This window comes from Embleya sp. NPDC050493 (assembly GCF_044458105.1).
Taxonomy (GTDB): Bacteria; Actinomycetota; Actinomycetes; order Streptomycetales; family Streptomycetaceae; genus Embleya.
On sequence record NZ_JBITHP010000005.1, the window covers coordinates 313,797 to 333,430 of the forward strand.

The 19,634-nt window shown below is 72.5% G+C and carries 18 protein-coding genes; 17 read left to right on the forward strand and 1 reads right to left on the reverse strand.

All coding sequences use genetic code 11. The features are described 5' to 3' along the window. Positions 1-40: 40 nt before the first annotated feature. From ACIBM5_RS13440 to ACIBM5_RS13450, 3 genes are all read left to right on the forward strand, one after another. Positions 41-604, forward strand: a complete 564-nt coding sequence (locus tag ACIBM5_RS13440; protein ID WP_396006969.1) for a GNAT family N-acetyltransferase — start codon at positions 41-43, stop codon at positions 602-604. A 26-nt stretch (positions 605-630) separates the two neighbouring features. Further along, positions 631-2,349 (forward strand): alkyl sulfatase dimerization domain-containing protein, encoded by a 1,719-nt coding sequence (locus tag ACIBM5_RS13445; RefSeq protein WP_396006970.1) that lies wholly within the window; start codon positions 631-633, stop codon positions 2,347-2,349. A gap of 204 nt (positions 2,350-2,553) precedes the next feature. Further along, a complete protein-coding gene (locus tag ACIBM5_RS13450) occupies positions 2,554-4,803 on the forward strand; it encodes a substrate-binding domain-containing protein (protein WP_396006971.1) in 2,250 nt (749 codons plus the stop codon). 324 nt (positions 4,804-5,127) lie between these two features. On the opposite strand, the gene ACIBM5_RS13455 is transcribed toward ACIBM5_RS13450, so the two are convergent. Next, positions 5,128-6,834: a proline--tRNA ligase gene (locus ACIBM5_RS13455; protein WP_396006972.1), complete on the reverse strand. Its 1,707-nt coding sequence runs from the start codon at positions 6,832-6,834 to the stop codon at positions 5,128-5,130. A 260-nt stretch (positions 6,835-7,094) separates the two neighbouring features. Here ACIBM5_RS13455 and rpsP point away from each other — a divergent pair, with 260 nt between their 5' ends. From rpsP to whiG, 14 genes are all read left to right on the forward strand, one after another. Continuing rightward, on the forward strand, positions 7,095-7,562 hold the full coding sequence (rpsP, locus tag ACIBM5_RS13460) for a 30S ribosomal protein S16 (RefSeq protein ID WP_126642843.1): 468 nt from the start codon (positions 7,095-7,097) through the stop codon (positions 7,560-7,562). A gap of 2 nt (positions 7,563-7,564) precedes the next feature. Continuing rightward, a complete protein-coding gene (locus ACIBM5_RS13465; protein ID WP_020553237.1) occupies positions 7,565-7,804 on the forward strand; it encodes an RNA-binding protein in 240 nt (79 codons plus the stop codon). A gap of 156 nt (positions 7,805-7,960) precedes the next feature. After that, positions 7,961-8,680 (forward strand): ribosome maturation factor RimM, encoded by a 720-nt coding sequence (gene rimM, locus ACIBM5_RS13470; protein WP_396006973.1) that lies wholly within the window; start codon positions 7,961-7,963, stop codon positions 8,678-8,680. Then, complete coding sequence (gene trmD, locus ACIBM5_RS13475; RefSeq protein WP_396006974.1) at positions 8,677-9,495, forward strand: tRNA (guanosine(37)-N1)-methyltransferase TrmD; 819 nt, start codon at positions 8,677-8,679, stop codon at positions 9,493-9,495. Before rimM ends, trmD begins: the two co-directional genes overlap by 4 nt. Before the next feature lie 153 nt (positions 9,496-9,648). After that, positions 9,649-10,008, forward strand: coding sequence for a 50S ribosomal protein L19 (gene rplS, locus ACIBM5_RS13480; protein ID WP_020553234.1), 360 nt, complete (start codon positions 9,649-9,651; stop codon positions 10,006-10,008). A gap of 66 nt (positions 10,009-10,074) precedes the next feature. After that, complete coding sequence (lepB, locus tag ACIBM5_RS13485; protein ID WP_396006975.1) at positions 10,075-11,196, forward strand: signal peptidase I; 1,122 nt, start codon at positions 10,075-10,077, stop codon at positions 11,194-11,196. After that, the gene (gene lepB / locus ACIBM5_RS13490; protein ID WP_396006976.1) at positions 11,189-12,331 is read left to right on the forward strand and encodes a signal peptidase I; all 1,143 of its coding nucleotides are present in this window, start codon (positions 11,189-11,191) and stop codon (positions 12,329-12,331) included. Before lepB (ACIBM5_RS13485) ends, lepB (ACIBM5_RS13490) begins: the two co-directional genes overlap by 8 nt. A 212-nt stretch (positions 12,332-12,543) precedes the next feature. Beyond that, positions 12,544-13,509 carry a signal peptidase I gene (gene lepB, locus ACIBM5_RS13495; protein ID WP_396006977.1) on the forward strand — a complete coding sequence of 322 codons (966 nt, stop codon included), beginning with the start codon at positions 12,544-12,546 and terminating at the stop codon, positions 13,507-13,509. Between the two features lie 93 nt (positions 13,510-13,602). After that, positions 13,603-14,172, forward strand: a complete 570-nt coding sequence (locus ACIBM5_RS13500) for an NUDIX hydrolase (protein ID WP_391581402.1) — start codon at positions 13,603-13,605, stop codon at positions 14,170-14,172. A 145-nt stretch (positions 14,173-14,317) separates the two neighbouring features. Then, entirely contained in the window at positions 14,318-14,644 is a 327-nt protein-coding gene (locus ACIBM5_RS13505) for a DUF2469 domain-containing protein (RefSeq protein WP_020553228.1), read from the forward strand. 126 nt (positions 14,645-14,770) lie between these two features. Next, the gene (locus tag ACIBM5_RS13510) at positions 14,771-15,214 is read left to right on the forward strand and encodes a YraN family protein (RefSeq protein ID WP_396006978.1); all 444 of its coding nucleotides are present in this window, start codon (positions 14,771-14,773) and stop codon (positions 15,212-15,214) included. A 2-nt stretch (positions 15,215-15,216) separates the two neighbouring features. Next, on the forward strand, positions 15,217-16,827 hold the full coding sequence (locus tag ACIBM5_RS13515) for a YifB family Mg chelatase-like AAA ATPase (protein ID WP_396006980.1): 1,611 nt from the start codon (positions 15,217-15,219) through the stop codon (positions 16,825-16,827). Beyond that, entirely contained in the window at positions 16,824-17,993 is a 1,170-nt protein-coding gene (gene dprA / locus ACIBM5_RS13520) for a DNA-processing protein DprA (protein ID WP_396006982.1), read from the forward strand. Before ACIBM5_RS13515 ends, dprA begins: the two co-directional genes overlap by 4 nt. 751 nt (positions 17,994-18,744) lie before the next feature. Further along, positions 18,745-19,593, forward strand: a complete 849-nt coding sequence (gene whiG, locus ACIBM5_RS13525) for an RNA polymerase sigma factor WhiG (RefSeq protein ID WP_020553224.1) — start codon at positions 18,745-18,747, stop codon at positions 19,591-19,593. Positions 19,594-19,634: the final 41 nt, after the last annotated feature.

The following is a 19,634-nucleotide window of genomic DNA, read 5'->3' on the forward strand; positions in this document are numbered from 1 at the left end:
CCGGGGGCGGTCGGATCGGACGACGAAGGGACACAGGCAGATGGCGGGGGTCGTGGACCTGTACACCGTGCCCGGTGCCCGCGTGGGCATCCGCGCGCCGCGGGAGTCGGACGCGGCGGCGTCCGCCGCGGCGATCCGCCGCTCGGACCACATCGCACGCTGGAATCCGTCCGACCCGGACGACCTGCCGGACCTGATCCGCCGACAGAGCGACAACTTCCGCACGTTCCTGGTGGTGGATCTCGCCGATACGGCCCTGGCCGGCCGGGTCAACGTCTCGAACATCGTGCGCTCGCGGTTCTGCAACGCCTCGCTCGGCTACGACGCGTACAAGCCGTACGTGGGCACCGGGCGGATGACCGAGGCACTCGCCCTGGTGATCGATCGGGTGTTCGCGCCGGACGGGCTGGGGTTGCACCGGCTGGAGATCAACGTGCAACCCGGGAACGAGAGTTCGATCGCGCTCGCGCGCCGGATGGGCTTTCGGCACGAGGGCTTCACCCCGCGGATGCTCTTCATCAACGACGCGTGGCGCGACCACGAACGGTTCGCGCTGACCGCGGAGGAGTGGCCCGGGGCGGAGAAGGCGATTCTTCCCTCGTAGCGCCGGACATGGCAGGCTGCCCGCCCATGACGTACGAGGTCGAGCCTGCCGTTCATCCCGAACTCGCCGCCCACACCGCGCACTTCACCAAGCGCGTGTACACCGTGGCCGAGCACGTACACGTCGCCGTGGGCTGGTCCTCGGCCAATGCGACGGTGATCGAGGGCCCCGGCGGCCTGGTGGTCGTCGACACCGGCAGCGGCGCGGATCTGGCCGCCGTGATCGAGGCGGAGGTACGCCCGCACCTGAGCGACCCGCAGGCACCGGTCCGGGCCGTGGTGGTCACCCACCATCACCCCGACCATGTGAACGGCCTGAGCCACTGGGCCGCGACGCCGGGCGTGGACGTCTACGCACACCGGACGTTCCTGGCGAGTCTGACCGACCAGTCCGGTCCCGCGCTGCACATCATGGGCCTGCGCTCGGTGTACTCGCTCGGCAACCTGCTCGCCCCCTCGGACACCGAGGGGGTCAACGACGCGGTCGGCCCGCACGCGGGGGTGGGCACACCGTCGTTCGTGATGCCCACGGTGCTGGTGGGCGACGAGTTGGAGACCGAGGTCGCGGGCGTGCGACTGCGCCTGTTCCACAACCCCGGCGAGACCGACGACGCGATCAGCGTGTACCTCCCGGACAGCGACGTGCTCCTGTGCGGGGACACCATCCAGGGCCCGACCCTGCCGAACATCCATACCCTGCGCGGTTGTCGCTACCGCGACCCGATGCAGTGGGTGCGCAGCATCGACGCGCTGCGCGCGCACCGGGCCGCGCACCTGATCCCCAGTCACGGGCAGCCGGTGTCGGGAGCCGCGAAGGTGGCCGAGGTGCTGGCGGTGGAGCGGGACTGCATCCAGTACATCCACGACCAGACGGTGCGCCGGATGAACGAGGGGCTGACCCCGGACGAGTTGGCCGAGACCGTCGAACTGCCCGAACACCTGGCCTCGTACGCGCCCTACGCACGCGAGTACTACGGCACGGTCAAGCACACCGTGCGGCAGATCTTCTTCGGCTACCTGGGCTGGTTCGGCGGCGATCCGGTCGACCTGGACCCGCTGCCCCGGGCCGAATACGCGCGCCGGACGGTGGAGTTGATGGGCGGCCGGGAGCGGGTGCTGGACGCGGCGAGGCAGGCGTACGCGGCGGCCGAGTACCAGTGGGCGGCCGAGCTGGCCACGCATCTGACCCGGATCGACCGCGAGGATGCGGACGCGCGCTCGGTCAAGGCCGCCGCGTTTCGCCGGCTGGGCTACGCGCAGCTCAACATCAACTGGCGGAACTGGTACCTGACCAGCGCGGACGAGTTGGAGGACCGGATCCAGCCGATCCTGCCCCTGATCAACTTCGCGGCGATCTTCGCACCGAGGGACCTGGTCGCGCAGATCCCGGCGGCGTGGCTGATCGAGCTGTACACGACCCGGCTGCGGGCCGAGGAGGCGCTGGACGTGGACGCCGTGCTCGGTTGGCGGGTGCTGGGCGGGGTGCACGGCGAGGAGGAGGTCGCGCTGCACATCCACCGCGGCGTCGCCCGCTTCCTGCGCGAGATCCCCTCGGACGCCGAGGTGATCCTCGAACTCCGGCGCGAAACCGTGGAATCGCTGCACCTGGGTCGCACCGACCTGCGCGGCGCCCTGGCCGGCGAGGACGCCCGCACCATCCGGGGCGGCGCCGAACGGGCGGTGACCCTGCTCGATCTCTTCGACCCGGCCCAACCGAAGAAGCCCACCGAACTCACACTGCGCTGAGCCCCCGACATCCGGTCGGCGGCACCCGGGCCCCGGGTGCCGCCGACCGGCTGCGAAGCGGGGTCGGCTTCGGCAACGATTGGGTCCGGTCGGTCACGCGAGGCAGGCATGCGGGTGATCCCGGCCCCGTCGGACGGGAGCGACGGCCGGAGTCGACGACGGGGGAACCCAGTGGAGCCATTACGGGCCGACGATCCGCGTCGGGTGGGACCGTTCCGATTGCTGGGTCGGCTCGGGGCCGGCGGCATGGGTCAGGTGTACCTCGGCCGGGGTCCGGCCGGGCGGACGGTGGCGGTCAAGCGGGTCCGGGTCGAACTCCTGGACGACGAGGACGCGTTCCGGCAGCGGTTCGCCCGCGAGGTGGAGGCCGCGCGTCGGGTGCGGGGACCGTTCACCGCACCGGTCGTGGCCGCGGACGCGTATGCCGAGGTGCCCTGGCTGGCCACCGCGTACATCCCCGGGATGACGCTCGGCGAGGCGGTCGGCGCGTTCGGTCCACTGCCCGCGCACACGCTGGGCGCGGTGGCCTCGGGGCTGGCCGACGCGCTGCTTGCCATGCACGCGGTGGGCCTGGTGCACCGGGACCTGAAACCGGCGAACGTGCTGCTCGCGGTCGACGGCCCGATCGTGATCGACTTCGGCATCGCGCTGCTGGACGGGGCGACCGCGCTGACCCGCACCGGGCGCACCCTCGGCACGCTCGGGTTCATGTCGCCCGAGCAGTTCGAGCGGGCCGACGTCGGGCCGGCCAGCGACGTCTTCTCCTACGGAGCGGTGCTCGCCTATGCGGCCACCGGGCGACTGCCGTTCGGATCCGGGCCCTGGCCGGTCCTGCTGGCCAACCTGACCGGCCGCGATCCGGACCTGGCGGACGCCCCGGAGGCGTTCCTGCCGTTGCTGCGGGCATGCCTGGACAAGGACCCGACCCGCCGGCCGACGCCGACCCGGGCCCGCGAACTGGTGCCGACCGGGACGGGCGAGGATCTGCCGGGTGGCTGGTTGCCGATGCCGCTCGCCCACGAACTGCTGCGGATCGCGGGGCGTGCGCTGGACGCCGAGGGCATGCCGGATCCGCGCGCCGAGGGGTTCGGCGAGGTATCGGGCCGGGCGCCGGAGGACGAGGCGACCGACGACCCGCGGTTCCCGCCGATCGTCGGCTGGGCGGTCGAGGACACCGCCGACTCGGGGGAGTTCGGGCCGGCCCGGGTCCGGGTCGAGCCCGCTCGGGACGCGCTGCCGGGCGACCCGCCGGGCGATCTCCCGGACGGCGCGTCGAGCCGGGTCGAGCCGGCCGCCGCCCCCGCCGCGCGCGTGGTGCATGCGGGCGGCCCGGGCCGGGGCGGGAGCCATCGGCTGCCCTCGACCCGATCCCGGTTCACACTCGTGGTCGTGACGGCCGTCGTGGTCGCGCTGACGGCCGCCCTCCTGGTGTGGCGCGGGTTCGGGGACGACACCTCCGACGCCGCCCACACGCCCGCCGCGTTCCCGGTCGGCCTGCTGCTGCCCGACGACCGGGCGGAGCGCACGGTACGACCGGCGTTCGAGGCCCGGCTTCGACACCTGTGTCCCGGCTGCACCGTGCGTTTCGCCCGGGCCGACCGGCAGCCGGGCGTGCAGGGTGCGCAGGTCGACGCGATGATCTCGGCCGGTGTCCGGGTGCTGGTCCTGGGCCCGGTGGACCCCAAGGACGCGGCGCCGACGGTGACCAGGGCCCGGGCACACGGCATCCCGGTGATCTCCTTCGACAAACTGGCCGCCGGTCCGGTGGCCGGGCACGTCTCGTTCGACTTCCGGGCGGTGGGCCGACTCCAGGCCGAGGCGCTGCTCGACGCGGTGCGGACGGCCGGCGGACCGCACCGCGGCTCGATCGTGATGCTCAACGGCCGCGCGGGCGATCGGGCCGGGAACGAGGTCAAGCGCGGCGCCCACGAGGTGCTCGACGGTGAGGTGACGATCGGGCGCGAGTACGACGTCGAGGACGCCGGCGGGTCCAAGGCCCAGCAGGTGATCGGCGACGCGGTCACCGCACTCGGCGGGCCGCGGCAGCTGATCGGGGTCTACGCGGCGGACGACACGATGGCCGAGGGCGTGCTCCGGGGCCTGACCGCCGCCGGTGTCGGCCGGCCCGTGCCGCTGACCGGACAGGATCCGGACCCGGCCGCGCTGCGCCGGATCATCGCGGGCACCCAGACCGTCTCGGTGCTCAAGCCCGTCGGGCCCGAGGCCGAGGCCGCCGCCGAGATGGCGATCGCGCTGGGCCGGGGCGAACCGTTGCCGGGCGTGAACGCGGCCCGCGACAACGGGACGATCCGGGTGCCGACCGCGGCGTTGGCGCCGATCGCGCTGACCCGGGCCAACCTCAAGGAACTGCTGCCCACGCTCCCGGGCCTGGACGTACGCGAGGTGTGCACGGCCGAACTCGCGTCCGCGTGCGCCCTGCTCGGTCTCGGCTGACGGCGTCGCGGATCGCGGGCCCGGGTCGACGGCCGCGGATCCGGAGGCACGAGGCACGAGGCTGGGGGCGCCGAACTCGGGGCGCGGAACTCGGCGCTCGGGAACGGACGACAACGGTCGCGTGGGTCGATCGGTGGTCGGTGGTCGGTGGCCGGTGGCCGGCGCCGTCGACATCGGGGAATCGATCCATGCCCTGACCCCGGACCCGTTCGGCACCAACCGGGTGCGGGTCGAGGAGATCGCCCGCCGGGCACCGCGACCCGGCACCGACCCGGCACCGGGCAGGTGTCGGGTCGGTACAGGGTCGGCGCATCGCAGCCGTGGTCAGCTCGCGTCGAGGACCAGCTTGCGCACGTACTCGACCGCCTCGGCGACCGGGACCATGGCCTTCTCGCCGCTCGCGCGCGAGACGATCTCCACGTTGCCCTCGGCCAGGCTGCGGGCGCCGACGGTGACCCGGAACGGGATGCCGACCAGTTCGATGTCCTTGAACTTCACCCCGGGACGCTCGGCGCGGTCGTCCAGGATCGTGTCCACCCGCTGCCGGACCAGTTCGGCGTAGATCTCCTCGGCGGTGCCGCGCGACTTCTCGTCGTCCACGTCCAGGAGCGCGACCGCGACCTCGAACGGCGCCACCGCGACCGGCCAGACGATGCCGTTCTTGTCGTGGTGCGTCTCCACGACCGCGGCCATCGCGCGCTCGACGCCGATCCCGTAGCTGCCCATGATCGGGGTGACCCGCTCACCGTCCGCGCCCAGCACGTTCACGCCCAGGGCCTCGGTGTACTTGTAGCCGAGCTTGAAGATGTGGCCGATCTCGACCGTCTGCTCGACCTCCAGGCCGGTGCCGCAGGCGGGGCACGGCTCGCCGGCCACCACCTCGCGCAGGTCGGCCCAGGTGCCCACGGCGATGTCCCGCTCCACGTCCACGCCGCGCACGTGCACCTTGTCGACGTTGGCACCGGTCACCATGTCCCGGCGACCGCGCAGCGCCTGGTCGGCCAGGATCGGCAGGTCGCGCACGCCGACCCCGCCCAGGCTGCCCGGGTAGGCGCCGAGCGCGGCCTTGATCTCGTCCGGCGTCGCCGGGCGCACGTCGGTGGAGCCGGTGGTGTCGATCAGCTTCTGCTCGACCAGCGCGTGGTCGCCGCGCAGCAGGGCCAGGGTGAGCTGCCCGCCGACCATGTAGACCAGGGTCTTGATCTGCCGGTCGGCCGGCACGCCGTGCGCCTTGGTCAGGTTCTCGATGGTCTTGATGCCCGGGGTGTCGAACCGCTCCGGCGCATCGAGCCCGGGGCCGTCCTCGATCGCCGCGAGCTGCGAGGTGGCCTTCTCGACGTTGGCCGCGTAGTCGCAGTTCGGACAGTGCACGACGAGGTCCTCGCCGGCGGCCGAGGGGCACATGAACTCGGTCGAGCCGCTGCCGCCCATGGTGCCGCTGGACGCCTGCACCGCGATCGCCGGAATGCCCAGGCGCTGGAAGATCCGCACGTACGCCTGCCGGTGCGCCTCGAACGAGCGGTCCAGCCCCTCGGCGTCCAGGTCGAAGCTGTACGAGTCCTTCATGGTGAACTCGCGCACCCGGATCAGACCGCTCTTGGGCCGCGGCTCGTCGCGGAACTTGGTCTGGAACTGGTACCAGGTCTGCGGCAGGTCGCGGTAGGAGCTGAGCTCGTGCGCGAGGGTGGTGAAGATCTCCTCGTGCGTCATGCCCAGCGCGAGGTCCGAGCCCTTGCGGTCCTTGAGCCGGAACATCTCGTCGCCCATGACCTCCCAGCGACCGCTCTTCTGCCAGATCTCGGCCGGGTGCATGGTCGGCAGGATCATCTCCTGCGAGCCGATCCGGTTCATCTCCTCGCGGATGATCGCGACCACCTTCGCCCGCACCCGCACTGCGAGCGGCAGCAGCGAGTAGTGGCCGGCCATCAGCTGGCGGATGTACCCCGCGCGGACGAGCAGACGGTGACTGACCGCGTCGGCATCGGCGGGGTCCTGGCGGAGGGTGGGTACGTACAGTTCGGACCAACGCATGAGACCGTGGCGACCTAACTACTGGAGTGGGAGAAGGGCGATGCGGCTTGCATTCTAAAAGCCGCGCGACCCTCGGCCGGTCGAGTTTGCGCCCGGCTTTGGCCGGGGCCCGGAAGTCTGGCAGAATGGCCAGCTGAGTACCCGGGGCATTGCCGGACCCTCTCTCCGCATGCTTACCGTGTCCACGATCAGCCGAGCCTCATGTCCCCACGTGAATGCCGGCTGTTCACCCACGTCAAGATGCAGGAGACACCACTCTCGTGGCAGTCAAGATCAAGCTGAAGCGCCTGGGCAAGATCCGTTCGCCCCACTACCGCATCGTCGTCGCCGACGCCCGCACCAAGCGTGACGGTCGGGCGATCGAGGAGATCGGTATCTACCACCCGATGGAGAACCCCTCGCGCATCGAGGTCGACTCCGAGCGGGCGCTCTACTGGCTGGGTGTCGGCGCGCAGCCGACCGAGCCGGTCGCGCACATCCTCAAGCTCACCGGCGACTGGCAGAAGCACAAGGGTCTGCCGGCCCCGGCCCCGCTGCTCGTCGCCGCGGAGAAGGCCGACAAGAAGTCGCTCTTCGAGGCCGCCGCCCGTGAGGCGATGGACGAGCCCAAGGACGGCGCCACCACGCCGAAGGCCAAGAAGGAGAAGAAGGTCGAGGCTGCCGCCGAGACCGAGACTCCGGCCGCCGAGGGCGAAGCCGCCGCCGAGACCGCCGCTAACGAGGGCTGACCGTGCTCGAGGAAGCCCTCGAACACTTGGTCAAGGGCATCGTCGAGCATCCGGACGAGGTCAAGGTACGGGCGCGTAATCTCCGCCGCGGCCGCATTCTCGAGGTTCGGGTCCACCCCGAAGACCTCGGGAAGGTCATCGGTCGAGGCGGTCGCACCGCGCGTGCGCTGCGCACCGTCGTGACCGCGCTCGGCGGCCGGGGAGTCCGCGTCGACCTCGTCGACGTCGACCAGGTTCGCTGACGTACCCGGACATCACGTCCAACCGGGAGCTGCCCGGCGGAATCATCCGCCGGGCAGCTTCTTGGCATCTACAGTCCCGGCATTTCCGCCGACTTGGCATTTCCCCCTCCTGCCCCGGGCATGAGGTCCCATCGGGCAGAGATTGAGGAGTCGCAGGTGCAGCTTGTGGTCGGCCGTATCGGCAAGGCACACGGCATCAAGGGCCAGGTGACCGTCGAGGTCCGTACCGACGAGCCGGAACTGCGGCTTGCGCCCGGGGCGGTGCTGATGACGGATCCCCCCTCGGTCGGCCCGCTGACCATCGCCGACGGTCGGGTGCACAGTGGCCGGCTGCTGCTCACCATCGAGGGCGTGACCACCCGCAGCGGCGCCGAGGCGCTGCGCAACACGCTGCTGATCGCCGAGATCGACCCCGAGGAACTCCCCGAGGACCCCGAGGAGTACTACGACCACCAGCTGATCGGGCTCGACGTGGTCACCGCGGACGGCGAGGCGGTCGGCGAGCTGACCGAGGTCGTGCACCTGCCCTCGCAGGACCTGCTCCTGGTCCGGCGCTCGGATGGTCGCGAGGTGATGATCCCGTTCGTGCACCAGATCGTCCCGGAGATCGACCTGGAGAACCAGCGCGCGGTGATCACCCCGCCGCCGGGTCTGCTGGACGCGGAGAACGCGGTGCTCGCGGTACCGGATCCGGATGCGACCGAGGCCGAGCCGCGCGAGCGCAAGCCGAAGAAGGCCAAGCCGAAGAAGCTCACGGCCGCCGAACGGGCCGAGGCGAAGGCCGCCCGGGCCGCGGCGAAGCCCGACGCCGAGCCCGAGCCGGGACCGACGCGGCAGTCGCAGTCGGATTCGGAGTCCGAGCAGGACCCCTCGTGAGGATCGACGTCGTCACGATCTTCCCCGAATATCTCGCGCCGCTGGACGTCTCCCTGGTCGGCAAGGCATGCGCCAAGGGGCTCATCGACGTACACCTGCACCAGTTGCGGGACTGGACGTACGACGTGCACAAGACCGTCGACGACACCCCGTACGGCGGCGGCCCCGGCATGGTGATGAAGCCCGAGCCGTGGGGCCTCGCGCTGGACGCGGTGCTCGAGCGAGGCGCGAGCGAGGCGGCCCCGGTGCCCCGGATGATCGTGCCGACCCCCTCCGGGCGGCCGTTCACCCAGGACCTCGCGGTCGAACTGGCCGACGAGCCGTGGTTGTTGTTCGCACCGGCCCGGTACGAGGGCATCGACCGGCGGGTGCTCGACGAGGCGGCGACCCGGATGCGGGTGGACGAGGTGTCGATCGGCGACTACGTGCTCGCCGGCGGCGAGGTGGCCGTGCTCGTCATGGTCGAGGCGGTGGCCCGGCTGCTGCCCGGTGTGCTCGGCAACGCCGAATCGCACCGGGACGACTCGTTCGCCCCGGGCGCGATGGCCAACCTGCTCGAAGGGCCGGTGTACACCAAGCCCGCCGAGTGGCGCGGTCGCGAGGTGCCGCCGATCACGGTGTCCGGGAACCACGGCGCGATCGCCCGCTGGCGGCGGGACGAGGCGCTGCGCCGGACCGCCGCGCACCGGCCCGACCTGATCGCCCGGATCGATCCGGGGGCCGTGGACAAGAAGGATCGGGCCACCCTCGCCGAGCTGGGCTGGGTCGAGCGGGACGGCCGGTTTCGGCCGGCCGATACACCTGTGGCAGACTGAGACGCTGTTGCCATGTCCCGATCCGGACCGGGTTCCCCGGGAGCCGGACGGCACCCCTGCCACAGGGGGAGCGCCACTCGGGAGCGGCGACCCCACACCTGTGACCACGAAACCCGTGGGTGACCTGTGGCACCCACGAGAAAGCGACGCGAGATGAACAAGCTCGACCACATCGATGCCGCATCCCTGCGGGACGACGTCCCGGACTTCCGTCCCGGTGACACCCTCAAGGTGCACGTGCGAGTCATCGAAGGCAACAAGTCCCGCGTCCAGGTCTTCCAGGGCTTCGTCCTGCGTCGCCAGGGTGACGGCGTGCGCGAGACCTTCACGGTCCGCAAGGTCAGCTACGGCGTCGGCGTGGAGCGCACCTTCCCGGTGCACACCCCGGTGATCGAGAAGATCGAGCTGGTCACCCGCGGTGCGGTCCGTCGCGCGAAGCTGTACTACATGCGCGACCTGCGCGGCAAGGCTGCGAAGATCAAGGAGAAGCGCACGGACCGTCCGGGCCGCTGACCCGTACGTTCCAACCCGGGGTGCCTCGGCCCTGTCGAGGCGACCCGGACGCTAGTCTCGTTCGTGATGGACGACGCAGAGCAGAGCAAAGGCCGTGCCTCCACGGCGGAGGAATCCGCCGGCACCTCGTCCACCGAGGTCGTGGAGGCGCGGCCTTCGCGTGTCTCGGAGCAGGCGCGGAGCGCCGGCGGCGGCGAGAGCGGCTCCGAGGGGGCCGTCGCCACGGTCACGGAGGCGGCGAAGTCTCCGATTCCGGCAAAGGATTCGGCCCCGAACCCGACCCGGGAGTCGGCCGCGACCGCCGAACCCGCCGCCGCCCCGAAGCCCGCCGCGGACGCGGACGGCGCCACCGCCCCGGTTCCGGCCCCCGCCCACGCCCCCGACGCCGACCGCGACCCGGCCGCGGAGCGGGACGAGCCCGTCGAGCCGGCGGACGCCCCCGCAGACACCGATGACGACAGCGGTGACGGCACCGATGGCACCGACGGCACCGACGACCCGCCCCCCGCGCCGCGCCGGCGGCGGATGCCCGCGTGGGTCGAACTGCCGCTCCTGGTCGCGGTGGCGATGGTCGTGGTGCTCGCGGTGAACTCGTGGGTGGCCCAGCCGTTCGTGATCCCGAGCGGTTCGATGGAGAACACGCTCCAGGTCGGCGACCGGGTGCTGGTCAACAAACTCGCCTATCGATTCGGGGACATCCGACGCGGCGACATGATCGTCTTCGACGGCCGCGGCTCGTTCACCCCCGAGGACACCGACAAGCCCAATCCGGTGGCCGGCGCACTGCGCAAGCTCGGCGGGGTGTTCGGCTTCACCAACCCGGACGACAGCGACTTCGTGAAGCGGGTGATCGGGGTCGGCGGCGACGTGGTCAAGTGTTGCGACGCGCAGGGGCGGGTCACCGTCAACGGCGTGCCGCTCGACGAGGGCGACTATCTGCATCCGGGCGACAAGCCCTCGGACTTCCCCTTCGAAGCCGAGGTGCCCAAGGGCAAGCTGTGGGTCATGGGTGACCACCGCAGCAACTCGGCCGACTCGCGCGACCACCTGGGCGACCCGGGCGGCGGCATGGTGCCCGAGAGCCGAGTGATCGGGCGGGCGCAGTGGATCATCTGGCCGTTCGGTCGAATCCAGGGCGCGGACCGGCCGAGGACGTTCGAGCGGTCGGACTTCGACCGTCGTGGGTAAGCGCGGCAAGCCCAAGGGTGCCCGCGCCGCAGCCCGCACGTCGGGGCCGGCCACCGGCGCGGACGTCCCCGTCCCCGGTGCCCCGCCCGCGGGAGCAGCCGGCGCGGTGGTGCTCGGCGAGGCCGAACCGCCGGTGCCGGCGCCCGTATCGCGCGCGGCGCCCTCGGTCGAGGCGGGTACGCCCACCCGGCGGCGGCGGCGGGGCCGGCGCTCGCGGCGCAAGGACAAGGTGGTGCCGCTGTGGCGCGAGTTGCCGATGCTGGCGGTGATCGCGCTCGCGCTCGCGCTGCTCATCAAGACCTTCCTCGTGCAGGCGTTCTACATCCCGTCCGGTTCGATGGAGCACACCATCGACATCGGCGACCGGGTGCTGGTGGACAAGTTCTCGCCGTGGTTCGGGTGGACCCCCGAACGCGGCGAGGTGGTGGTCTTCCGGGATCCGGGCGGTTGGCTGGGCAAGAAGAAGTCGGACGACCCGCCGCCCGTGCTCAAGCAGATCAAGCAGGGTCTGGTGTTCGTCGGCATGTTGCCCTCGGACGACGAACAGGACCTGATCAAGCGGGTGATCGGGGTCGGCGGCGATACGGTGGCCTGCTGCGACCCCTCCGGTCGGATCACCGTCAACGGTGTCCCGCTGGACGAGCCGTACCTGTACAAGGGCAACGCGCCCTCGGAAAAGAGATTCAGCGTGACCGTGCCCAAGGGTCGGTTGTGGGTGATGGGCGACCATCGCGGTGACTCGGCCGACTCGCGGGCACATATGGATCGGCCCTACCAGGGCACGATCCCGGAGGGTGACGTGGTCGGCCGGGCCTTCGTGGTGGCCTGGCCGTTCGGCCGGGCGCATCGCCTGCCCGTTCCGGAAACGTTCGGGAACAAAGCCCTGTCGGTTGCGATTCCCCCGCCCACCCCGGTCGTTATGGGAATGGTGGGTGCGGTTCCGCTGGTCCTGCTACGCCGACGTGTACGCTCGCGCCGGCGCATGCCGGACCCTTGGGGCCGACATCGACCCGGCAACGTGCGCGGCACGGGTCGGAAATCATCAAGACAGAGCTGTGGGCAGCCGGTGGACAGCCCCGACCGGGTGCCGTCCGGCCTGCACGGGTACGAGGAGGCGCCGTGGGGGAAGTCGTGATCGGAGCGCGATCCGCTGGTGGAGACGACGATCGTGGGCGGGAGCCGCAGGAGCGGTACCCGACCGACGCGCCGCACGATCCCGGAGCGCCACCGACCCAACCAACGAGCGGGGACGGGCCGGCGCAGTCGTCCGATCCGGTGAAACGCCCGGGGCCGGATCTGGGGAAGCGACCGGGGGGCGTCCCGGACGCGGCGCCGGTCTTCCCGCCGGTGGGTCCGACCCCCACGTCCGGCGGCCCGGGCGACGGTTCGCCGCCGGACGCGAACGACCCCGGCGGCCCGGGCGGCCCCGGTGGATCGCACGGCCCGGAGGACTCCGGCGACGACGAGGGTGCCTCCGACTCGGGCGAACGGCGCAAGAAGAAGGGGTCGTTCTGGAAGGAACTGCCGCTGCTCCTGCTGATCGCCATCGTCCTGGCGCTGCTCATCAAGACCTTCCTGGTCCAGGCGTTCTCGATTCCCTCGGAGTCGATGGAGAACACCATCAAGGTCGGCGACCGGGTGCTGGTGAACAAGTTCTCGCCGTGGTTCGGCGCGGAGCCCGAGCGCGGCCAGGTCGTGGTCTTCCACGACCCGGGCAACTGGCTCCAGGAGGCCCCGAAGCAGTCCGACAACGCGGTCGTGCGCGGGTTGCAGAAGGGCATGTCCTGGGTCGGCCTGATGCCGTCCGCGGACGAGAAGGACCTGATCAAGCGGGTGATCGGGGTGGGTGGCGACCGCGTGCAGTGTTGTGACGCGCAGGGTCGCCTGATGGTCAACGGGAAGCCGTTGGACGAGAGTTCGTACCTCAAGAAGGGCGTGGCCCCGTCGACGAAGGTGTTCGACGTGACCGTGCCCAAGGGCCGGATCTGGCTGATGGGCGACAACCGGGACAACTCCTCCGACTCGCGCTACCACATGGACCAGCCGTTCAACGGGACCGTGGACAAGGACCAGGTGATCGGGCGCGCGTTCACCGTGGTGTGGCCGCTGAACCGGATCCACGGTCTCGGGGTGCCGGGCACGTTCGATCAGCCGGGGCTGGGGCTCGACGTGATCGGCGGCACGCCGATGGCGGCCGGCCTGATCGGGGCCGTGCCGCTGGTGCTGTGGCGCCGCCGGCGCCGGGCCGGGGCGGACGACGCGCCGCAGGCACGCGTGAGCACGCGCGACCCCTCGGGAGCGCCGCCGGCCTGACCACGGGCCCTCGGGCCGGTCGGTACGGCCGGGTCGCTCGGGAATCCTTCTCCCGGGCGGCCCGGCCGTTCGCGGTCGGGGCACAATCCGTGGATGACGACTCAACCCGTGTCATGGCCCGGAGACGTGCCGGAGCCGGTTCCGGACTACCCCGCGGACCTCGCTCCCGACCTGGAACGCCGCGCCGTGCGCGTGGTGCTGCTCGACCCGGACGGCCGGGTGCTGCTGTTTCGCACCCGGGTCGCCGAATCCGATCCGTCGCAGTGGTACGACCTGCCGGGCGGCGGCCTGGACCCCGGTGAGACCTACGTCGACGCGGCGGTGCGGGAGATCCTGGAGGAGACCGGCCTGCGGATCACCCCCGCCGATGTGGGCCCGCCCACATGGCGGCGGAGTGTGACCTGGGTGCGTCCGGGGCATCGGCGGGTGCAACACGAGTTCGTGGTCCTGGTCCGGATCGCCGAGCGGGCGCCGACGGTCGGCGAGGACCGGTCGCAGTGGACGGCCGAGGAGCTGGCCGAGTACCAGGAGGCGGTGTGGTGGTCGCCGGCCGAGATCGCGGCCGCCCCGGCGCGGTTCTATCCCGGCCGGTTGCCGCAGCTGCTGGAGCCGTTCCTGGCCGGCGAGCTGATCGACGAGCCGTTCGAGTGGTGGAACGGCTGAGGTACGGCCGGCGGGCCGGGATCCGCCCGGCCGATCCGGGCCGCCCGCAGGCTCCCGGACGGTTGTGCCATGGTGCGCCGGTGGTCGCGTGGGTCGCCGGTACACAATGGGAGACGACAGCGAAGCGCAGGAGCGAGGGGCGCGCATGAGTGCGGAAGATCTCGAAAAGTACGAGACCGAGATGGAGCTGCAGCTCTACCGCGAGTACCGCGACGTCGTGGGTCTCTTCAAGTACGTCATCGAGACGGAAAGGCGCTTCTACCTCACCAACCAGTACGAGCTGCACGTGAGGTCGGCCGACGGGGAGGTCTTCTTCGAGTTGTCCATGGCGGACGCGTGGGTGTGGGACATGTATCGACCCGCGCGTTTCGTGAAGAATGTCCGAGTCCTCACCTTCAAGGACGTCAACGTCGAGGAATTGACCAAGAGCGAGTTCGAGATGCCCTCGGGCAACGAAGGGTTCGGCGGCTGAGCGGCCCGGACGCGGTTCCCTACCCGCAAGGGCGGCATCCACAACGACCGGTTTGTGCACAGCCGGTCGCGCACGCGCTCTCGACCACCTTCGGCACCGGCACTGTCGGTACCGGAGGTGGTCGTCGTGCGAATCGGAGCAGGTGGCGGCGAAGACCGGGGCAGCGGGCCCCGGGGCGCGCGGGAGGGGACCGGCCCGGCCCGCCGGTCGCGCAACACCGCGGTGGGGCGGTACGGCGAACGGGTCGCGGCCCGGTTCCTGATCGAGGCCGGGATGGCCGTCCTGGATCGGAACTGGCGCTGTCGCGACGGTGAGATCGACATCGTCGCCCGGGACGGGCCCACGCTCGTGGTGTGCGAGGTCAAGACCCGCCGGGCGGGCGGCTTCGAGCACCCGCTGGAGGCGGTCGGCGCGGTCAAGGCGGAGCGGCTGCGGCTGCTCGCGGAGCGCTGGCTGCTGGCCCACCCGCTCGGCGGCCCGCCGGGGCGCGAGGTGCGGATCGACCTGGTCGCGGTGATCCCGGCCGAGCGCGGGGCGGCCCGGGTCGAGCACATCCGGGGGGTGTGCTGATCGTGGGCTTCGCACGTACCCGCTCGGTCACCCTGCTGGGCGTGGACGGCGTGGTGGTCGAGGTCCAGGCCGATCTGGAGCCCGGCGTGACCACGTTCACGCTGGTGGGGCTCCCCGACAAGACCCTCGTGGAGTCCAAGGAACGAGTCCGCGCCGCGCTGGTCAACAGCGGAGAGGAGTGGCCGCAGCGACGGCTCACGGTGGGGCTGTCACCCGCGACCGTGCCCAAGACCGGGTCCGGGTTCGACCTGCCGATCGCCGCCGCCGTGCTGGCCGCGGCGGGTGTGCTCGACCCCCGCGTGATCGAGGACCTGGTGATGGTCGGCGAACTGGGCCTGGACGGGCGCCTGCGGCCGGTGCGCGGGGTCCTGCCGGCGGTGATGGCCGCCGCCGCGGCGGGCTGTGCCCGGGTCGTGGTGCCCGCCGTGGTGGCCGGCGAGGCCGAGTTGGTGCCCGGCATCACCGTGTGCGGGGTGACCTCGCTGCGCCACCTGCTCGCCCTGCTGCGCGGTGAGCCGGTGCCCGTGCCGGAACACGCGGTGGCCGACATCGGCCTGGGCCCGGATCCGCTGGCCGTGGTCGGCACCCTGGCCGCGGGCCCCGCCCCGGCCGGCGCCGAACCGCCCGACCTGGCCGATGTCGCGGGACAGGGCCGGGCCCGGCGGGCGCTGGAGGTGTGCGCGGCGGGCGGACACCACCTCTTCCTGCTCGGCAGCCCGGGGGCGGGCAAGACGATGCTGGCCGAGCGGCTGCCCGGGATCCTGCCCGCGCTCGACGGCCCGGCGTCGCTGGAGGTCAGCGCGGTGCACTCGATCGCCGGCACGCTGCGTCCGGACCTGCCACTGGTGACCACGCCACCGTTCTGCGCACCGCACCACAGCGCCACGATGCCCGCGATCGTGGGCGGCGGCAACGGCCTGCCCCGCCCCGGCGCGGTCTCGCTGGCCCACCGGGGCGTGCTGTTTCTGGACGAGAGCCCGGAATTTTCCGGGCGGGTCCTGGACGCACTGCGGCAGCCGCTGGAGTCGGGCACGGTCACCGTGGCGCGCAGCGGCGGGATGTTGTGCTTCCCGGCCCGGTTCCTGCTGGTGATGGCGGCCAACCCGTGCCCGTGCGGGCGGTTCTCCGGGCGTGGCCTGGACTGCACGTGCTCGGTGCTGATGCGGCACAAGTACCTCTCCCGGCTGTCCGGGCCGCTGATGGACCGGATCGACGTACGGGTGACCGTGGACGCGGTCTCCCGGGCCGAGTTGTTCGCACCCGAGGGGTCGGGGGAGCGGTCCGCGGTGGTGGCCGCGCGGGTGCTCGCGGCCCGGGAGCGGGCCGCCCGGCGGCTGGCCGGGACCGGGTGGGCGGTCAACGCCGAGGTGCCCGGGCGCGAGCTGCGCACCCGCTGGAGCGTCGAGCCGGACGCGCTGGATCGCGCCGCCCGGGACATGGAGCGCGGCCTGCTCACCGCCCGGGGCCTGGATCGGGTGTTGCGGGTCGCCTGGACCGTCGCCGACCTGCGCGGGCACGAGCGGCCCGATCGGGCCGACGTGGACGCGGCCCTGGAGCTGCGGACCGGGATCGTCCGGGGCGACTCGGCCGGCGACGGCGAGCCCGCGCCGTGACGGGGCCGGATCCGCTGCCCTGGGACGAGTCGGACCCGCCCGCCCGGGACGCCGCGGCGGAGCGGGTGGCCCGGGCGGCGCTGACCCGCCTGGTGGAGCCGGGCGACGCGGCGTTCGGCCGTGCGGTGCGCACCCACGGCGCCGCCCGGCTGTGGGCCGACCTGCGGTCCGGCGCCGCGTTGCCGGTCGAGCTGGCCCGGCGGGATCCGGCCGGCTACCGGGTTCGGCTGGGCGGGCACGACCCGGAGCGGGACCTGGCCCGGATCGCCGGGCTGGGGGGCGCCTTCGTGGTCCCGGGCGACCCGGGCTGGCCCAGCCAGCTCGACGACCTCGGGGACGTCCGGCCGCTGGGCCTGTGGGTGCGCGGCGCGGTTCCGCTGCGGCTCGCCGCGCTGCGCTCGGTGGCGGTCGTGGGCGCGCGGGCGTGCACCGACTACGGCGCGCACGTGGCCGCGACGCTGGCCGCCGACCTGGTCGAGGCGGGCTGGACGGTGGTCTCGGGCGGCGCCTACGGGGTGGACGCCGCCGCGCACCGCGGCGCGCTCGTGGTGGCCGGCCCGACCGTCGCGGTGCTCGCGTGCGGGATCGACGTGAACTATCCGCGCGGCCACGAGCGGCTGCTCGCCCGGATCGCCGACGAGGGCACCCTGGTCACCGAGCTGCCGCCGGGGGCGCATCCCACCCGCTACCGCTTCGTCGAGCGGAACCGGGTGATCGCCGCGCTGACCCGGGGCACCGTGGTGGTCGAGGCGGCGCTGCGCAGCGGGGCGCTGATCAGCGCGCGGCGGGCGGCGCGGCTGGGCCGCCAGGTGATGGGCGTGCCGGGGCCGGTCGGATCGCCGAGTTCGGCCGGTGTGCATGCGCTGCTGCGCGAGCCGGGCTCGGTGCTGGTCACCCGGGCGGCCGAGGTGATCGAACAGGTGGGGCTGATCGGCGACGACCTCGCGCCGGTGTTGTCCGGCCCGGTCCGGCCGGGCGACGATCTGGCGCCGACGACGCGCCGGATCCTGGAGACGGTGCCGAACCGGGGCACCTCGTCCACGGCGCGGATCGCCCGCGAGGCCGGCATCGGGCCCGCCGCCACCCGCCGCCATCTCGACGTCCTGGCCGCCCGCGAACTGGTCGATCGCACCTCGAAGGGGTGGCGTCGCCGTGGCGGTGCTTGACCTGGGGCGGCAGTGATCATCACCGTGAGGGGAGGCCCAATCGAGGAGGTGCCATACCCCGTGACCGACGAGAGCGTGGCCGAGGCCGCGGCCGCGGAAGGCGACACCGGCGGCCCCGACCGGATCGCCCCACCGCCGGCCGCGCCCGCCCGACCGGCGGATCGCGACCGGGCCCGACGGTTCGACCCGCGCCCGCGCACCCGGCGCGACGCCGCCCGCGGTCCGCTCGAACGCGCGTGCCCGGGCGGTGTCGGCCCGACACGCGACGACACGCCCGTACCGGCCCGCGTCCTCCCGGTTGCGGCGGCGGCCGGGCCGGCCCGCGGGGCGGCGGGTACACCCGTTCGGGGAGGCGTGATCGCCGCGCGCGGGCGCGCCACGGCGCGGACGCCGAGCACGATCGGGCACATGCACACGCCGCCCCGGGCCGGCCGACCCGCGGGCACCCTCGATCGGTGGATCATCGCCGGTGGGCGGCACCGCGCGGGCCGGATCCCCGCTGCCGCCCGCCGTCCGGCCGAACCGCCGGCCCGGCCGCCCCGACCGGCGCCCTCGGCCCCGGCAGAAGCCGCCTCCGCCGGCCCGATCGAATCCGCCGGGGGCGATCCGCGCGGCCCCGGCCGCACCGCCGCGACCCGGCCGATCCGGGCCGGGCGGGATCTTCGTAGCGCTCGGGAGTCGTCAGGTCACGCTACGCTCGCGAGGACCCAGATCTGCACGCACGTCTCCGTGGAACGACACAAGGCCACGCATGCCCAAGCAAACCCCAGGGCGTAAGAGCGCCACCGCGGCCGCGTCCCAGGACGGACCGGCCGTCACCGTCGAGGACGGTGGCGCTTCCAACCGCGCGCTGGAGAACCTCTGGAGCGACTTCAAGCGCTCGGGGGATCCCACCCTGCGGGAACGCCTCATCCTGAATTACTCGCCGCTCGTGAAGTACGTCGCCGGGCGCGTCGGCGTCGGCCTTCCGGCCAATGTGGACCAGGCCGACTTCGTCTCGTACGGGATGTTCGGCCTGATCGACGCGATCGAGAAGTTCGACCTCGACCGCGCGATCAAGTTCGAGACGTACGCGATCAGCCGCATCCGAGGCGCGATCATCGACGAACTGCGCGCGCTGGACTGGATCCCCCGGTCCGTGCGGCAGAAGGCCCGCGCGGTCGAACTGGCCTACGCGGGCCTGGAGGCGAAGCTCAATCGCACGCCCTCGGAGGTCGAGGTCGCGCGCGAGATGGGCATCGCGCTGGAGGACCTGCACGCGATCTTCAGCCAACTCTCGCTGATCAACGTGATGGCCCTGGACGAACTCCTGCACACCGGGCAGGACGGCGGCGATCGGCTCAGCCTGGTGGACACGCTGGAGGACACCACCGCCGACGACCCGGTCGAGGTGGCCGAGAGCCGAGAGATGCGACACCTGCTCGCCCGCGCGGTCAACGCCCTGCCCGAACGGGAGAAGACCGTCGTGACGCTCTACTACTTCGAGGGCCTGACCCTGTCCCAGATCGGCCAGGTGCTCGGGGTGACCGAGAGCCGCACCTGCCAGATCCACACCAAGGCGGTGCTGCAACTGCGCGGCAAGTTGTCCGACGCGCGGTGAAGGCTTCCCCCGGTGTTCGCGGCCCGGACTTCGTCGAATGT

Excerpts from the sequence above, each read along its gene's own strand:
- rplS (WP_020553234.1), top strand. The coding sequence starts at position 9,649 with ATGAACAAGCTCGACCACATCGATGCCGCATCCCTGCGGGACGACGTC.
- ACIBM5_RS13500 (WP_391581402.1), top strand. The coding sequence starts at position 13,603 with ATGACGACTCAACCCGTGTCATGGCCCGGAGACGTGCCGGAGCCGGTT.
- ACIBM5_RS13440 (WP_396006969.1), top strand. The coding sequence starts at position 41 with ATGGCGGGGGTCGTGGACCTGTACACCGTGCCCGGTGCCCGCGTGGGC.
- lepB (WP_396006975.1), top strand. The coding sequence starts at position 10,075 with ATGGACGACGCAGAGCAGAGCAAAGGCCGTGCCTCCACGGCGGAGGAA.
- ACIBM5_RS13505 (WP_020553228.1), top strand. The coding sequence starts at position 14,318 with ATGAGTGCGGAAGATCTCGAAAAGTACGAGACCGAGATGGAGCTGCAG.
- ACIBM5_RS13455 (WP_396006972.1), bottom strand. The coding sequence starts at position 6,834 with ATGCGTTGGTCCGAACTGTACGTACCCACCCTCCGCCAGGACCCCGCC.
- whiG (WP_020553224.1), top strand. The coding sequence starts at position 18,745 with ATGCCCAAGCAAACCCCAGGGCGTAAGAGCGCCACCGCGGCCGCGTCC.
- ACIBM5_RS13445 (WP_396006970.1), top strand. The coding sequence starts at position 631 with ATGACGTACGAGGTCGAGCCTGCCGTTCATCCCGAACTCGCCGCCCAC.